The following is a 15019-nucleotide window of genomic DNA, read 5'->3' as shown; positions in this document are numbered from 1 at the left end:
ATAAAATAGGCAAAAAAGCTAAGTTGTTGATTTTATTAACTAAAAATACTGTCAACCTGAAAACATTCCGTAATCTTATCGTAAAATATCTTTTTACCCCTTTGTTTTTGTCGCCAACAGTGCTTGTGCATAAACAACCAAAACGATTCGCCCTTAGGGAATCACAGATTCGCCATCATCCTCGCCCCGAAATCAAAATTTATACACTTCAAATCGCGGCCATTACCGCGCGAGATTAAAGCGCTCAATTTCGACCCCGACCGCCGCGACATCTTCAAAAACATCCAGCTTTTCGACCCGCACACATACCTTGCGCACCCGGCGATCGGTCAGACACATGGCTGCGATATTTTCAGACAGCGTTTCCACAAGGTTCACATGCCCGGTTGCACAAATAGCGCGCACCCCGTTGACCAGTTCCTCGTAACACAGCACATTTTGCAGGTCGTCGTTCTTGGGGCCTTCGCCCTCGACCACGGATAAATCCAGATTAATGCGCACACGCTGGGGCGCATCTTTTTCAAAATCATAAACCCCGATCGACGTATTAACCACCATGTCGCGCACAAACACGCGCCGCAAGCTGCCCGCCTGATCGGCATAGGGCAAGGTGGTGATGTTATCGTCCTGTTTCAGACCTGCGGTCATTTTTGAAATCCTTCGTGCTGCGCGGGTGGGGGCAACCGGCGTAACCGCCAGCAATGAGCGGCCCGGTTATTCGACAGGCATTTCCGTGCTGTCGCAGGGCGCCCAGTTCATATGTTGTCCACCATCAAGGGCTAACATTTGCCCGGTAACGGCAGGTGCGGCAAGGAAAAACCGTATCGCGTCGCAAATCTGCTGCGGCGATGTCCCAATTCCTAACGGGGTTTTTCGGCACTGGGCATCAAAATCGTCCTGGCTTTGCCGCGCGCTGGGCAATACCGGCCCCGGGCCCACGCCATTAACCCGAATATGGGGTGCCAGTGCAAGCGACAAGGTTTGGGTCAAGGTCCACAACCCCGCCTTGGACAGGCTATAGGTGGTAAAATGCGGGGTCAGGTTCCACACCCGCTGATCAATGATATTAACAATCAACCCGCTTGCACCGTCGGGCAACTGACCGGCAAAGGCCTGTGACAATACAAACGGTGCGCGCAGATTAACCTCCATATGAAAGTCCCAGCTTTCGCGCGTTGCCGTTTTGACATCGTCATAGTCAAAGGTCGATGCGTTATTGACCAAAAGCCCGATCGGGCCAAGGGCGGCATTCGCCGCATCCATAATCCCGGCAGTTTGATCTTCGCGGGATAAATCGGCAGATACCACATGGGCCTTGCGGCCCATATCGCGAATGTCACCGGCCAATTCATTGGCTGCATCACGCGACTGGTTACAATGAAGGACAATATCATATCCCTGCCCGGCCAGATCTTGCGCAATAACGCGCCCGATCCGCTTGGCGGCCCCGGTGATCAGGGCGGTTTTTGGCATCGTATCTGTCATCGCCTGTCCGTTTCCTGCCGTTTTATCCGTATCATCATTTATCAATCATCATCCTGTTTCCCACCCGTTACCAACCGGGAAACGCCATAACCCGTATGGCACCTGCCACGGGTTTACGCGGCAAACAGCATACCGATATATCCAAAATAGGCCGCCATAAAGATTGCCCCGGCCACACGGCCAATGCGCCGCCCGGCAAAGGCCACAACCAGAACCGCCACGGTTACCGCCAGCATGATCCACATATCGGACCCGGCAATTTGGGCCGGAACAGTTATGGGCGAAATCACCGACACACCGCCAATAATCACCAGCAGGTTCAAAAGGTTAGATCCAAAAACATTGCCCAGCGCCACATCGGAATGACCGCGAAACGCCGCCACCATCGACGCCGCCAGTTCGGGAAGCGACGTGCCAAATGCCACCAGCGTCAAGCCAATGACGGCTTCGGAAATACCAAATTCACGGGCCACCGTCACCCCGCCATCAACCAGCAGATCGGCCCCGAAAGTGAGCCCGACCACGCCAATCAGCGTGGCAATAACCGGTTTGGCCCAGCCAGTGGGTGCTTCGCCCACTTCGTCGGCTTCGTTTTCATGCAGCACGCTTGCATCACAAGGGCTTTGTTTGTCGTGTTTATAGGTAAAGTACCAAATGCCGATCAGCACGGCGAGCATCAGTACCCCGGCCCAGCGGTCGATCACCCCAAACAGGCACAGCCCGATAAACAGCAAAGTGCCCAGCAGCATCGCCCCGCCATCCCGCACCGTGGTGGTGCGGCTGGCCATAACCGGTTTTAAAAGTGCGACCGACCCCAAAATCAGCAAGATATTGGCAATGTTCGAGCCAACAACATTGCCCATGGCAATATCGCCCGCCCCGGCCAGTGCGGCATTTAACGACACCACAAATTCCGGGGCCGATGTGCCCGCAGCAACAATGGTAAGCCCGACAATAACCTTGGAAATGCCCATCAGCAGTGCCAGTCCCACGGCCCCGCGCACCATAAATTCACCGCCGGCGGTTAAAAGAACCAGTCCGGCAAATATTTGCAAATAGGGTATAAGCTGTTCCAAAACCGGTCCGCCGTTTATTATTAAAAATAATGCGCCCTGTTTTACCGGGCGCTGCCGCGCAAGATGGCATTGCCACCTCGCAAACGCAAGCTGTGTCCCCCAAATAGCGGATCGCAGGCCGGTTTGAACAGCCTCACACGTCAGTGCTGTTACCTAAAACACAGCCGGTAACAGTGTGAATGTGACAATACATATGCTGCATCTGCAAAATCACAATCCTGCAAATAAGCGACGGCCTTTTTCTCCTGTCAGAAACGGGTTCACCAGAACTGTTTTCACCTGTTGGCCCCTGCCCGGTTCACTGGCACGCCCGGTGGCCGAACCTTGATAACAAAGCGACCTGAAACCAGATTTACATCGTTTTTTTGCCCCGTTTCGCTATGCTAGAGGCAACCGGGACCGTTTGTTGACTGGCCGAAAATTTAACGACCCTGGATGATCATTCATGCCTCATAGCAATGTGCTGTTCGAGCTGTTTCTGATTTTAAGCGCTGCGGTTATTGCAGTGCCCATTGCCCAGCGTTTGCGCGCTAATTCGATCATCGGATTTCTGGTCGGCGGGCTGGTGATCGGTCCTTTCGGGCTGGGGCTTATTCCCAGCAACAAGGATATTTCCACCGTTGCCGAACTGGGCGTGGTGTTTTTACTGTTTATGATCGGGCTGGAACTGTCGCGTGAACGCCTGCGCGTCATTGGGGGCAAATTTGCCGCCTTGGGCATGTTGCAAATTCTGGTTACCCTTGGCGTTGGCTTTGTCGTGTTAATGGCCATTGATTTGCCATTGCCCGCGGCGCTGGTGATTGCCGGGGCGCTGGCCCTGTCATCCACCGCGATCATCCTTAAACAGCTTTCCGACGAACGCCAGTTGCACACGCGGTTTGGCCGCGCTGCCCTTGCCGTATTGTTGGTGCAAGACGTTTCGGTTGGTCCGTTCCTGATTATGGTGCAGGCCGCAGGCAACACGGCCACCACCACCAGCCCGTGGATCAGCATTTTGGCCGGGTTTGGTGCGGTGGCGCTGTTGTTACTGGCCGGGCGCTATTTGCTGCGACCGATGTTTCGCGCCATTGCCGCCCTGCATAACCCCGAACTGTTTGCCATTGGCACCCTGTTTGCCGTGCTGGCCGCCAGCACCCTTACGGAAATGGCCGGGTTGTCGATGGCGCTGGGCGCATTTATTGCCGGGGTGATGCTGGCCGAAACCGAATTTCGCCACCAAATCGAAGCCGACATTGCCCCGTTTCGCGGGGTGTTTTTATCGCTGTTTTTCATGTCGGTTGGCATGTCGGTCGATGTTGGGGTGGTTTATCACCATGCCGTTACCGTTATTATCGGGGTTTTGGCCCTGCTGGTGGTCAAGGCAGTTCTGTTATTTATCCTGTCCCTTGCCACCCGGTTTGACCGCGCTGTTTCGCTGCGCATTGCCATGAGTTTGGCCGGTGGCGGTGAATTTGCCTTTGTCATGTTTACGCTGGCGGCCCAAAACGGCGCCATCACCACCGACCTGGCTGCCATACTGGTGCCGATTGTCGCCATTTCAATGGCGCTAACCCCCAGCCTGATCAGCTTGGGTAAAAAGCTGGAAGATGTTTTGCACCCGCGCGAAACCGACCAGCTGGGCGAAATTGAAAGCCACACCGAAGGGGTCGAACACCATGTGCTGATTATTGGCTGTGGCCGGGTCGGGCGGGTGTTGGCGCGTTTGTTAAAAACCCGCAATATTCCGTTTGTGGTGCTGGAATCCGACGCCCAGCAAGTGGCACGGGGCCGTGCTGAAGGATTGCCGGTTTATTTTGCCGATGGCTCGCGCCCGGAAAGCTTCCGCGCCGCCCACACCGAACAGGCCAATGTTGCCGCCGTGGCCATGGGCACCCCGCACGAAACCGAAAAAACCGTAGCCTTGCTGCGCCAGCATTATCCGCATTTGAAAATTTTCGCCCGCGCGCAGGATATTTCCCATATCGGCGCGCTGTCGCGCAGCGGCGCCAATGCCGCCATCCCCGAAGTACTGGAAACCGGCCTGCGCCTGTCGGACCATGTGCTATCCGCCTGCGATGTGCCACAGGATGAAATTGACGCCGAAATTGCCAAATTCCGCCGCGCCGACATGCTGCTGATGAACGAACTGGCCCCGCGCACGCCGTCACATTCAGCAACAAATGCCGCCAAACCTGCGGCAACAGCAACAGCCGCAACGCCAAGTGCGGTGAGCCCCAACAAGACAAACCCTTAATCGCATGATCGTCCGGCGACATGGCCCCGTGGCAGCGCGGCCAGCCTCTTGATGCCCGGCCTGCGCAGCACCAAAAAACCGGTGAATAGCGCGCAATCGGGATATGCAAAACTTGCCAAGGCTGCTGCCATAAAAACAAGGCCCCGTCATATGACAGGGCCTTGTAATTTCGGTGTAAATTGCGAAATTATGTCACAATTCAAACAAATAAAAATGGCCGGTTATGCAGCCGCATCATCATCTAGTGCATAGCCCGCCGCACGCACGGTGCGGATAACATCGCGTGTGCCTTTCACATCGTTCAAGGCCTTGCGCAGACGACGAATATGCACATCGACCGTGCGGGTTTCGACATAAATATTCGGCCCCCAAACGGCGTTAAGCAATTGTTCGCGCGAGAAAACCCGGCCCGGATGTTCGAGGAAATACCGCAACAGGCGAAATTCCGTCGGCCCGAGATGGATAGCTTTGCCACTGCGATTAACCCGGTGGGCGGCCAGATCCATTTCAATATCGGAATAGATCAGTTGCCCCTGTGGTTGCGCCGGACCAGAGCGGCGCAACAAAGCGCGAATACGGGCCAGCAATTCGCCAATGGCGAACGGCTTGGTCACATAATCATCCGCCCCGGTATCAAGGCCGCGAATACGGTCGCCTTCTTCCCCGCGTGCGGTCACCATAATCACCGGCAGATCGCGGCTTTCGGGTTTGCGGCGGATCTGGCGGCACACCTCGATGCCCGACATCACCGGCAACATCCAGTCAAGCAAAACCAGATCAACATGGGTTTCCGCCATGATTTTCAGGGCTTCGTCGCCGTCGCCGGCCTCAACAACATTCATGCCTTCACGTTCGAGATTATAACGCAGCATCGTTACGATGGCGGCTTCATCCTCGACAATAAGAACCGTCGGATCCATCCTGTTATTCCCCTGCCTCGTTGGGTTCAATCACGGCAAAATTGGCCGCGTCATTTTTAGGACGGCCATCAACCGGCAAATCTTCGCCTTTGATCCGGTAATAGATCGTTTCGGCGATGTTGGTGGCATGGTCACCGATACGTTCAATGTTTTTGGCAATGAACAAAAGATGGGTCGATGCGGTGATGTTGCGCGGATCTTCCATCATGTAGGTCAGCAATTCGCGGAACAGCGAATTGTACATATCGTCCACTTCCTGGTCCCGCGCCCACACGCGCTGGGCCTTTTCGGCGTCGTTTTCGATATAGGCATCAAGAACGTCCTTGATGATTTCCTGAGCCAGGCGCGCCATGTTGGGAATAACCTGAACCGGGCGGATCGGCGCCATCTGGTTAAGAACCTGGGCGCGTTTGGCAATGTTCTTGGCCAGATCGCCAATACGTTCAAGATCGTTCGACAGTTTCAATGCTGTCACAACCTGGCGCAAATCATCGGCCATCGGCTGACGCAGGGCCAGAACACGAACCGCAAAATCCTGCACTTCCTGTTCGAGCTTATCAATGCGTAAATCCGAAACAATGACCTGTTCGGCCAGTTCGGAATCGCGTTTTGAAATCGCGCGAATGGCCGAAATCAGCTGGCTTTCAGCCAATCCGCCCATTTGCGAAATGATATTGTTTAACCGTGTCAGTTCATCATCAAATGAACTGACGATATGGCTTTCTTCTTTTCTCATCATATTACTCCTGCCCGGCTTAGCCGAAGCGCCCAGTGATATAGCCCTTGGTGCGTTCGTCTCGCGGGTTGGTAAAGATTTGGTCCGTTTCGCCGACTTCCACAAGCTTGCCCAAGTGGAAAAAAGCCGTGCGCTGCGATACACGCGCGGCCTGCTGCATGGAGTGAGTGACGATGACAATTGTGTAGTTCGAACGCAGCTCGTCGATCAGTTCTTCGACCTTGGCAGTCGCAATCGGATCAAGCGCGGAACAGGGTTCATCCATCAAAATAACTTCGGGGCTGACCGCAACGGCCCGTGCAATGCACAGGCGCTGCTGCTGTCCGCCGGAAAGACCGGTTGCGGGGGATGCAAGGCGGTCTTTGACTTCTTTAAGCAGGCCGGCTTTTTCCAGCGAGGTCATGACGATTTCGTCAAGCTCATCGCGGGAATTAACCAGACCATGAATACGCGGGCCATAGGCCACGTTATCGAAAATCGATTTCGGAAACGGGTTGGGTTTTTGAAACACCATGCCGATCCGGGCGCGAAGCTGCACCACATCAATAATCTTGTCGTAAATATCGCGGTCATCAAGGGTGACCTTGCCACTGATGGTCACACCATCGATGGTGTCGTTCATGCGGTTCAGGCAGCGCAGAAACGTGGATTTACCACAGCCCGACGGGCCGATCAGCGCGGTGACTTCGCGTTCCATCACATCAAGATCGACATTAAAAAGAGCCTGCGCGTCGCCATAAAACAGGTCAAGGTCCCGGGCCGCCATTTTCGACTTGCCCCGCGTGTGCGGTGCGTTTGTCATTGCATCTGCAGTTACAACAGCCATTTTACCACTTCCGTTCAAATTTCTTGCGCAAGAACACAGCCAACCCGTTCATCAAAATCAGGAAGGCCAGCAACACCATGATCGCCGCCGACGTTTTTTCGACAAAGGCGCGTTCCGGGCTGTCTGCCCACAGATAGATCTGGACGGGCAACACGGTTGCCGCATCCATGGCACTGCCAGGAATATCAACAATAAAGGCCACCATCCCGATCATTAAAAGCGGGGCGGTTTCACCCAAAGCCTGCGCCATGCCAATGATGGTACCGGTTAAAATACCGGGCATGGCAAGGGGCAACACATGGTGGCTTACCGTTTGCACCGGCGATGCGCCAAGGCCAAGAGCCGCCTGGCGAATGGACGGCGGCACCGCCTTGATCGCGGCACGCGACGCAATAATGATGGTTGGCAAGGTCATCAATGCCAGGGTCAAGCCGCCAACAACCGGGGCCGAACGCGGCAAATGCATGACATTAAGATAAAGCTCCAGCCCCAAAAGGCCAAACACGATGGAAGGTACCGCCGCCAGATTGTTGATATTGACTTCGATAATCTGGGTCAGACGGTTTTTGGGGGCAAATTCTTCCAGGTAAATTGCCGCCGCCACCCCGATCGGGAAGGACAAAAGCAAAGTGACAATCAAGGTATAGAACGAGCCAACAGCAGCGCCCCATATCCCGGCCAGTTCAGGCTCACGCGAATCGCCATTGGTGAAAAACCGGGTATGGAACCGCTTTTCAATGGCATTGGCCGATTGCAATGTCTGGAACCAGCCAATTTCATCGTCATCAAGACGTCGCGAGGCTTCCTGCGTGTCGGCACTGATATAGCCCTTGTTGAGCATATCAAAGTCATCGCCGGAAATAAGCCAGAGCTTGCGGGTTTGCCCGATCAGCGAGGGCTTGTCGAGCACCTGTTCGCGCAGGTCATAGGATGCGCCACTGGAAATGATGCCGTAAAGCTTGCGCTTTTCCGACCGCGAGGTGACATCGGGGAAACGCGCGCGCAGGGCATCCTTAATCAGCCCGTCATAATTGGCCCGCCCGAGAACGGCCGGGTCACGGGTACCATCGGGGTCAATCACCGCCGGGTCGAATGTCAATTCGATCTGAACATAGGTCTGCACAAAGGCGCTATAGCCCTTCGATATAATCGAATAGCCCAGCAACACCAGGGCGGCCAGCGCCAGCATGATCGCGGTCAAACCATAGGTTTTAAAACGGCGTTCAGCAGCATAGCGTTTTTTGATACTGCGTGACATATCAGCGCTGTCCCAGTCGACCGGCTTGCGCTGGTCGCTGGCATCCGCATTGGCGGCAGCGCGATCTTCCATTAATGATGCCATATCAGTCATATTTCTCGCGATACTTCTGAACAAACTTCAGGGCGAAAACGTTCAGCCCCAGCGTCACAAGGAAAAGAACCAGACCAAGTGCGAAGGCCGACAAGGTTTTGGCACTGTCAAATTCCTGGTCACCGACAAGCAAGGTCACAATCTGCACCGTTACCGTTGTCACCGCCTGCAAGGGATTGGCTGTAAGGTTGGCAGCAAGGCCCGCAGCCATCACCACAATCATGGTTTCGCCAATGGCGCGCGATACTGCCAGCAAGATGGCGCCGACAATACCGGGCAAGGCGGCGGGGAAAATAACGTGGCGAATGGTTTCCGATTTTGTTGCCCCCAGCCCGTAAGAGCCATCGCGCAGCGATTGTGGCACCTGGGACATCACATCATCAGACAGCGAGGACACAAACGGAATGATCATGACGCCCATCACAAGGCCCGCTGCCAGCGCACTTTCAGAACTGACACTTAACCCCAGTGTCGCACCGGTATCGCGCAGGAACGGGGCCACGGTAAGGGCGGCAAAAAAGCCGTAAACCACCGTTGGCACGCCCGCGAGAATTTCCAGCGCCGGTTTGGCCCAGGCCCGAAACATTGGCGAGGCATATTCGCCCATGTAAATGGCCGAAAACAACCCGATCGGCACGGCGACCAGCATGGCGATAAGCGTGATTAACAAGGTGCCCGCAAAAAGCGGGATCATGCCAAACGACCCGTCCGAGGCCACCTGGTCGGCACGGATCGCAGTTTGCGGGCTCCATTCCAGACCAAACAGAAACTCAAGCGGATTAACCTTGCTAAAGAAATGCAGGGCTTCAAACAGCAACGAAAACACAATGCCAACGGTCGAGAGAATGGCGATGGCCGAACAGCCAATCATCAGGTAACGCACGATCCGTTCGACATTGTTGCGCGCGCGCATATCGGCAACAATTTTGCGATAAGACAGCGACAAGCCCGTCAGCGCCACACACAGCAACACAACAATCAAAGCCGTATTGGAAATGGTGTGAAGAATTGCCAACCGGTTACCGGCTTCAACCACTTCGGGCGCCACATCAAGATGCTGGCCGTGATCGGCTGCGATCAGGGAAATGGCATTCATCGCCAGCGACAACTGACCGGGATCAGATGTGATTTCAACCGGCAGGTCACTGATCACAAGGGCATTGGTCACCGGGCCTTGCAGCGCATACCAGACAATCAGCAATGCCAGTGCCGGCAGGCCACACCACAACGCGGTATAGGTGCCATAATGAACCGGCAGGGAATGCAGATTGCTAAAACGTCCGCCTGAAAGTGCAATCGCTCTCTGCCGTCCAAAAACGAAAGAGAGCGCACAAAGCAACGCAACCGCCAGCAACAAAAAAGTCAGAGACATTGTGTTATTCCATTTGCCTGAATGAACCAGATACCCGGTCGAAGCGTTCAGTGCTAGTGGGACAAAATAATAAAAAAAACAATTATTAAAACAAAGAAACCGGTGGCAGCCCGCAAAGGCTGCCACCGATCACAGATTAGATTACATGCTCAGCGGAGTCAGATTTTTCGCAGCTTCGCGAACCTGTTCACGCTCGGCGGTATCCATCGGGATCAAACCACGATCCGCAAGGTAGCCTTCTTCACCCCAGGCTTTGTCGGCGGTGAACTGGGCAACATATTCTTCCATGCCAGGAATGGTGCCAACGTGGGCGTTCTTGACATAGAAGTAAAGCGAACGTGAAACCGGGTAGGAACCATCGGAAATGGCTTCAAAAGTCGGCGCAACGCCGCCAATTTTCGAACCGTGCAGCTTGTCGCCATTCTGATCAAGGAACGAGAAGCCGAAGATGCCCAGAGCAATCGGGTTGGCTTCAAGTTTCTGAACGATCAGGTTGTCGTTTTCGCCAGCTTCGATATAGGCGCCGTCTTCACGGACACCGGCGCAAGCCGCTTTGTGCATGGCTTTGTCGCTGTCTTTAAGGGCAGCAATCGCCGGGAATTCGTTGCAGGCTTCTTCAAGTACCAGCTCGGTGAAAGCATCGCGCGTACCGGAGGTCGGCGGCGGTCCGAGAACTTCAATCTTTTCGTCCGGAAGAGTCGGATCGATTTCTTTCCAGTTTTTATACGGGTTATCGATCAGTTCCTTGCCGTCTTTGGACGGAACGGTTTTGGCCAGTGCCAGGAAGATCTGTTCTTTGGTCAGTTCGAACAGCGGTGCATCCTTGGAATTGGCAAGAACGATGCCGTCATAACCGATTTTAACTTCGGTGATGGCTTCAACGCCGTTTTTGGCGCAGGTTTCAACTTCGGACTTTTTAATGCGGCGCGAAGCATTGGTGATGTCGGGGTTCTGTTCGCCAACACCAGCACAAAACAGCTTCAAGCCGCCGCCGGAACCGGTTGATTCGATAACCGGTGTTTTAAAAGAAGTGGTCTTGCCGAATTCTTCCGCAACTGCGGTTGCGAACGGAAACACGGTGGACGAGCCAACGATACGAATCTGATCGCGCGCATGTGCGGCGCCGGTCAAGGCAACGCTCGCGAGTGCTGCAATAGCGAGTGTCTTCTTCATGTAAATCCCCATTTGTGTGTTCCGCAAAGGAACGGTGCAACGATCTGCGAGGCGGACTTTACCCATAAGCTTTTACCGTATTGCGTCAGATTTGTTAAGGTTATGTTACAGTCGTCAAATCAGATGAAACACAAAAATTAATTCAAATTATTCAATACCTTGCATAAATTTCGTTTTGCCGATCACCGCTTGTTTTTCCGCCCGATTTTTTCCAAAACCCGAGACGCTGCCGCCAAATGTTACAAACCGGTCATTCAACTACAGGATCATCACGCCAGGGGAGTCGTTATCTCTGTGGTTAAAACAGATCCGCACAACCAGATCTGGCTTTATCACCGCCCGGTTGATCGCGGATCCTCGCCCCTTTGCCACCCCAACGCCGCCAGCGCAGCAATCAGACGGCGTTTTAGGCACCGCGCCTGTACACACCTGGAATAATCATCGCCCTACGTGGTTGTCGCGCTTTACAAACCCTTATGAACAGGCGACGCTTACCCAAACGGCGACAAAATGCCAAACAGTAATGACGGCTGGCACAAGACACAGGGCGTGCGGCACATTGCTGGCGAAATGGGGAAGACAGTGGGGAACGAAATGGCAAACGCACAAATCGACGGCATTAAAACGACGCTTGAAAAGCTGTCGGGCGAACTGGGTGAAATGTCACAAATGGCAGCCCATCATTTTGACGAACTGCATGATGCGGTTAACAATGTCGCCAGCCACACCTTGGCGATGGAGGCTATTATCTCGGCCATTCTGGCCAATATCGAGATCGACGAGAACGCGGTCAGCGCCTGGATTCGGGCTAAAACGGCCGAATTTTCATCGCCGGAACATGGCGAATCTGCAGCCGAGGGCATCGCCCGCGACTTTCTAAACAAGAAATAACGGCACCAGAACGGGTGCTTCTGCCCTTTTATTCCTTATTGTTCCTTATTATTCGTGCTGTGCTATGCCCGTTCCCCTGCATGGCCTTGCAGTTTCGCCGGGCACGGCCCGCCAGTTGCCCAGTCAAGCAATTGCACGGTGTGAACCACTTTCAAATCGTCGGTTTCAAGCTGGATCATGCAGCCAATATTGCCTGTTGCCACCAGATCGGGCCGGGTATGGCGGATATTGGCCTGTTTGCGTTCTTTTAACTGCCCGGCAATTTCGGGCTGTAACAGGTTATAAACCCCGGCTGACCCGCAACATAAATGGCCTTCGCCAATTTCAAGCACTTCGAACCCGGCCTTGCGCAGTAAATCGCGAGGGGGGCGGTTAATTTTTTGCCCGTGCTGCATCGAACAGGCGGAATGATAGGCCACGCGGATGGGCACGGGCGCGCGCCCCCCCGGTGCGGTGCCCGCCACCATATCATTGTGTGTGGCGGCCGCCGCCCGATCAGAAACCGAGGCCGGAGCAGGCGAAGGTGCCGCCGAGTGCGAAAACGCACTGTCCCTTGCCGGGGTGGGCATGGCGTGCTGGTTTGCCGCCGCCGGTGACAGAACAACCGGCTGCACCAGCCCGGCTGGTAAATCTATTTTGGTCAAATATTCGGTAATATCGCAGGCCAAACCGGCAATCCGGGCGGCCTTTTGCGCCCAAACCGCATCATGGGCCAGCATATTTCCGTAATCCTTAACCGTGGTGCCACAGCCCGAGGCGGTAATTACAATCGCATCGAGCCCCTCGCCGCCAGCATCGGATAATTCAGTATGCCACGCGGCAATATTGTTAATGGCCTGAGCGTGCGATGCGTCTTCCTTGCCCATATGATGCACCAGCGAGCCACAACAGCCCGCCCCCTTGGCCACCACAATTTCAATACCCAACCGGGTCAGCAACCGCACCGTCGCCTCGTTAATTTCGGTTTCCAGCACCTGCTGCGCACACCCGGTTAAAATAGCAACCCGGCCCTTGCGCGCACCTTGCGCCGGAATAACCTGGGGCCGATCCACCCAACTGGGGGGCGGCAATGGCCGTGCGCCCATTTTAACCATGCCGCGCAACCGCCCCGGCATCAGCCCGGCCAGCGGCGATGCCAGCCTTGCCCCCATAAGGGCCACGCGAAACAGGGTTGGGCGCGGCACAATCCATGCCAGCAATTTACGCAACCATTTATCGGCAGCGGGCCGCTGATATGTTTTTTCAATATGGGCACGGGCATGGTCGATCAAATGCATGTAATCAACCCCCGACGGGCAGGTGGTGGTGCAAGACAGGCACGACAAGCAGCGGTCAAGGTGGCGTACCACCCGTTCCGTCGCCGGTTTGTCGTTTTCCAACATGTCCTTGATCAGGTAAATGCGGCCACGCGGGCTATCAAGCTCGTCACCCAGGGTAACAAAGGTGGGGCAGGTGGCGGTGCAAAACCCGCAATGCACGCATTTGCGTAAAATCTGTTCGGACTGCGCCATTGCCGGATCGGCAAGCTGACGGGGACTAAAACCTGTTTGCATTTATACCCCCACCGGCTGCTTGGCGTTTAAAACATCCGGTTCATGCTCTGGTGCCATGCGGCCCGGGTTTAAAAGACCATGCGGATCAAAATTTTCCGATATTTTGCGATTTATGCGATTAATTTGCGGCGAAAGCGGCTGAAAAACCGGAATTTCGCGGCGCAATTGCGCCGAAGCCCGCACCAGCCAAGCCTGCCCGCCGGCCTCCACCGCGATTTTGCGAATTTTACGTGCCTGTTCAACATGGCGACTAGCATCCCCACCCGCAAATTGCGCCCAGACAAGCCCGCCTGCCCAGTCAAGCATGATATCTGCGCTGTCATCTATATGACGTAACGCCCCAACCACGCCGCCGCCCGATGCGGGCGGCACCGACAGGCGCCATAAAACACCCCCCTGCCCCTGCATCGGTTTTACATCGGCAATCGCCTGCCACATGCCCAGGCTTGGCGCGGCACGCACCACCGATGCCGTGCCAATATCGGCCAGCAACCGGCACAAGGCTGCTGCCCGCCAATCGACTGATTGTTCCGGTCCCTCAACCCGCAAAACGATTATCGCAGTTGCCGTTCTCGCATCGTCCAATGACACGGTATCGGGCGAAATCACCGCCAACATTGAAGTCGGCACCCACGCCGCCCCCGAAACCTCGTTTTCGCTGCCCATGGCGGCACTCATTGCCTGCACCGCCAACACCACATCGTCACAAGGCACGATCACCGTTCGGGTTTTTTCGGGCACGGGCATGGCTTTGAGCGTCAGGGTGTGCATCACCCCCAGCGTGCCAAACGACCCGGCCATTAATTTTGATAAATCAAACCCGGTCACGTTTTTCATTACCCGCCCGCCGGATTTAAAATCTTCGCCCCGGCCACTAACGGCCTCGAACCCCAAAACATGGTCGCGCGCGGCACCGGATTTTAACCGGCGCGGGCCGGAAATGTTGGTTGCCGCCAGCCCACCCAGCGTGCCAAGCGGACCATCACCCGCCAAACCAGTCTTATCACCACCGCCCAGCAACAACGGAAAGTCAACCGGTTCAAACTGGAATTGCTGGTGTTTTTGCGCCAAAAGGGCGGTTATTTCGGCAAGCGGCGTACCCGCATGGGCCGAAATCACCAGTTCTTCGGGCTGATAAAACAAAATGCCGGTCAGTTTGGATAAATCCAGCACATGGTCGGCGCGCACGTCATGGCCATAGGCGCGTTTGCTGCCATGGCCGATAATTTCCAGCGCCACCTTATCACCCAAGGCCCATAAAATGGCATCGCGCAATTGCGCCGGGTTGGTCGGGGTTATTGTTTCCGCCATGGCGGTTTCCTCTCCTGCTCCGTTATGCCGGTCTTTGCGGGGTCGCGGCATAACGTTTTTTGGCTTTTTGGTGTAATATCCGGCTTTTTACC

Annotated in this window: 13 protein-coding genes; 2 read left to right on the top strand and 11 right to left on the bottom strand. The window is 55.0% G+C overall.

From position 1 onward, the window contains the following. Window positions 1-222 precede the first annotated feature (222 nt). From folB to TMES_RS03310, 3 genes are all read right to left on the bottom strand, one after another. The gene (gene folB, locus TMES_RS03320; RefSeq protein ID WP_085579337.1) at window positions 223-648 is read right to left on the bottom strand and encodes a dihydroneopterin aldolase; all 426 of its coding nucleotides are present in this window, start codon (window positions 646-648) and stop codon (window positions 223-225) included. 66 nt (window positions 649-714) lie between these two features. Beyond that, a complete protein-coding gene (locus TMES_RS03315; RefSeq protein ID WP_085579864.1) occupies window positions 715-1485 on the bottom strand; it encodes an SDR family oxidoreductase in 771 nt (256 codons plus the stop codon). A gap of 113 nt (window positions 1486-1598) precedes the next feature. Continuing rightward, a complete protein-coding gene (locus tag TMES_RS03310; RefSeq protein ID WP_085579336.1) occupies window positions 1599-2561 on the bottom strand; it encodes a calcium/sodium antiporter in 963 nt (320 codons plus the stop codon). A gap of 445 nt (window positions 2562-3006) precedes the next feature. Here TMES_RS03310 and TMES_RS03305 point away from each other — a divergent pair, with 445 nt between their 5' ends. After that, window positions 3007-4794: a cation:proton antiporter domain-containing protein gene (locus TMES_RS03305; protein WP_085579334.1), complete on the top strand. Its 1788-nt coding sequence runs from the start codon at window positions 3007-3009 to the stop codon at window positions 4792-4794. A 221-nt stretch (window positions 4795-5015) separates the two neighbouring features. On the opposite strand, the gene phoB is transcribed toward TMES_RS03305, so the two are convergent. The 6 genes from phoB to TMES_RS03275 all read right to left on the bottom strand — a co-directional run bounded on the left by phoB (window position 5016) and on the right by TMES_RS03275 (window position 11172). Continuing rightward, window positions 5016-5714, bottom strand: a complete 699-nt coding sequence (gene phoB, locus TMES_RS03300; protein WP_085579332.1) for a phosphate regulon transcriptional regulator PhoB — start codon at window positions 5712-5714, stop codon at window positions 5016-5018. A gap of 4 nt (window positions 5715-5718) precedes the next feature. After that, entirely contained in the window at window positions 5719-6450 is a 732-nt protein-coding gene (gene phoU, locus TMES_RS03295; RefSeq protein WP_085579331.1) for a phosphate signaling complex protein PhoU, read from the bottom strand. 19 nt (window positions 6451-6469) lie between these two features. Continuing rightward, window positions 6470-7276 (bottom strand): phosphate ABC transporter ATP-binding protein PstB, encoded by an 807-nt coding sequence (gene pstB / locus TMES_RS03290; protein ID WP_211275858.1) that lies wholly within the window; start codon window positions 7274-7276, stop codon window positions 6470-6472. A gap of 1 nt (window position 7277) precedes the next feature. Next, a complete protein-coding gene (gene pstA / locus TMES_RS03285; protein ID WP_085579329.1) occupies window positions 7278-8627 on the bottom strand; it encodes a phosphate ABC transporter permease PstA in 1350 nt (449 codons plus the stop codon). Beyond that, window positions 8620-9999 (bottom strand): phosphate ABC transporter permease subunit PstC, encoded by a 1380-nt coding sequence (pstC, locus tag TMES_RS03280; RefSeq protein ID WP_085579327.1) that lies wholly within the window; start codon window positions 9997-9999, stop codon window positions 8620-8622. Before pstC ends, pstA begins: the two co-directional genes overlap by 8 nt. A gap of 141 nt (window positions 10000-10140) precedes the next feature. Further along, window positions 10141-11172, bottom strand: coding sequence for a PstS family phosphate ABC transporter substrate-binding protein (locus tag TMES_RS03275; RefSeq protein WP_085579860.1), 1032 nt, complete (start codon window positions 11170-11172; stop codon window positions 10141-10143). Window positions 11173-11766: 594 nt separating this feature from the next. On the opposite strand from TMES_RS03275, the gene TMES_RS03270 reads away from it, so the two are divergent. Then, window positions 11767-12063, top strand: coding sequence for a hypothetical protein (locus TMES_RS03270; RefSeq protein ID WP_085579858.1), 297 nt, complete (start codon window positions 11767-11769; stop codon window positions 12061-12063). A gap of 62 nt (window positions 12064-12125) precedes the next feature. Here TMES_RS03270 and TMES_RS23250 read toward each other — a convergent pair whose 3' ends face one another. Continuing rightward, the gene (locus TMES_RS23250) at window positions 12126-13616 is read right to left on the bottom strand and encodes a heterodisulfide reductase-related iron-sulfur binding cluster (protein ID WP_085579325.1); all 1491 of its coding nucleotides are present in this window, start codon (window positions 13614-13616) and stop codon (window positions 12126-12128) included. Beyond that, on the bottom strand, window positions 13617-14927 hold the full coding sequence (locus TMES_RS03260) for an FAD-binding protein (protein WP_085579324.1): 1311 nt from the start codon (window positions 14925-14927) through the stop codon (window positions 13617-13619). Between the last annotated feature and the right edge of the window lie 92 nt (window positions 14928-15019).

Origin of the sequence: Thalassospira mesophila, from assembly GCF_002115755.1 — a bacterium.
Classification (GTDB): domain Bacteria; phylum Pseudomonadota; class Alphaproteobacteria; order Rhodospirillales; family Thalassospiraceae; genus Thalassospira; species Thalassospira mesophila.
Note: the sequence above shows the minus strand (reverse complement) of the source record. Positions and strands in the feature narration are given on the sequence as shown.

What these genes read in the sequence shown, in the direction of transcription:
- folB (WP_085579337.1), bottom strand. Translation starts at nt 648, where the DNA reads ATGACCGCAGGTCTGAAACAGGACGATAACATCACCACCTTGCCCTAT.
- TMES_RS03315 (WP_085579864.1), bottom strand. Translation starts at nt 1,485, where the DNA reads ATGACAGATACGATGCCAAAAACCGCCCTGATCACCGGGGCCGCCAAG.
- TMES_RS03305 (WP_085579334.1), top strand. Translation starts at nt 3,007, where the DNA reads ATGCCTCATAGCAATGTGCTGTTCGAGCTGTTTCTGATTTTAAGCGCT.
- phoB (WP_085579332.1), bottom strand. Translation starts at nt 5,714, where the DNA reads ATGGATCCGACGGTTCTTATTGTCGAGGATGAAGCCGCCATCGTAACG.
- phoU (WP_085579331.1), bottom strand. Translation starts at nt 6,450, where the DNA reads ATGAGAAAAGAAGAAAGCCATATCGTCAGTTCATTTGATGATGAACTG.
- pstB (WP_211275858.1), bottom strand. Translation starts at nt 7,276, where the DNA reads ATGGCTGTTGTAACTGCAGATGCAATGACAAACGCACCGCACACGCGG.
- pstA (WP_085579329.1), bottom strand. Translation starts at nt 8,627, where the DNA reads ATGACTGATATGGCATCATTAATGGAAGATCGCGCTGCCGCCAATGCG.
- pstC (WP_085579327.1), bottom strand. Translation starts at nt 9,999, where the DNA reads ATGTCTCTGACTTTTTTGTTGCTGGCGGTTGCGTTGCTTTGTGCGCTC.
- TMES_RS03275 (WP_085579860.1), bottom strand. Translation starts at nt 11,172, where the DNA reads ATGAAGAAGACACTCGCTATTGCAGCACTCGCGAGCGTTGCCTTGACC.
- TMES_RS03270 (WP_085579858.1), top strand. Translation starts at nt 11,767, where the DNA reads ATGGCAAACGCACAAATCGACGGCATTAAAACGACGCTTGAAAAGCTG.
- TMES_RS23250 (WP_085579325.1), bottom strand. Translation starts at nt 13,616, where the DNA reads ATGCAAACAGGTTTTAGTCCCCGTCAGCTTGCCGATCCGGCAATGGCG.
- TMES_RS03260 (WP_085579324.1), bottom strand. Translation starts at nt 14,927, where the DNA reads ATGGCGGAAACAATAACCCCGACCAACCCGGCGCAATTGCGCGATGCC.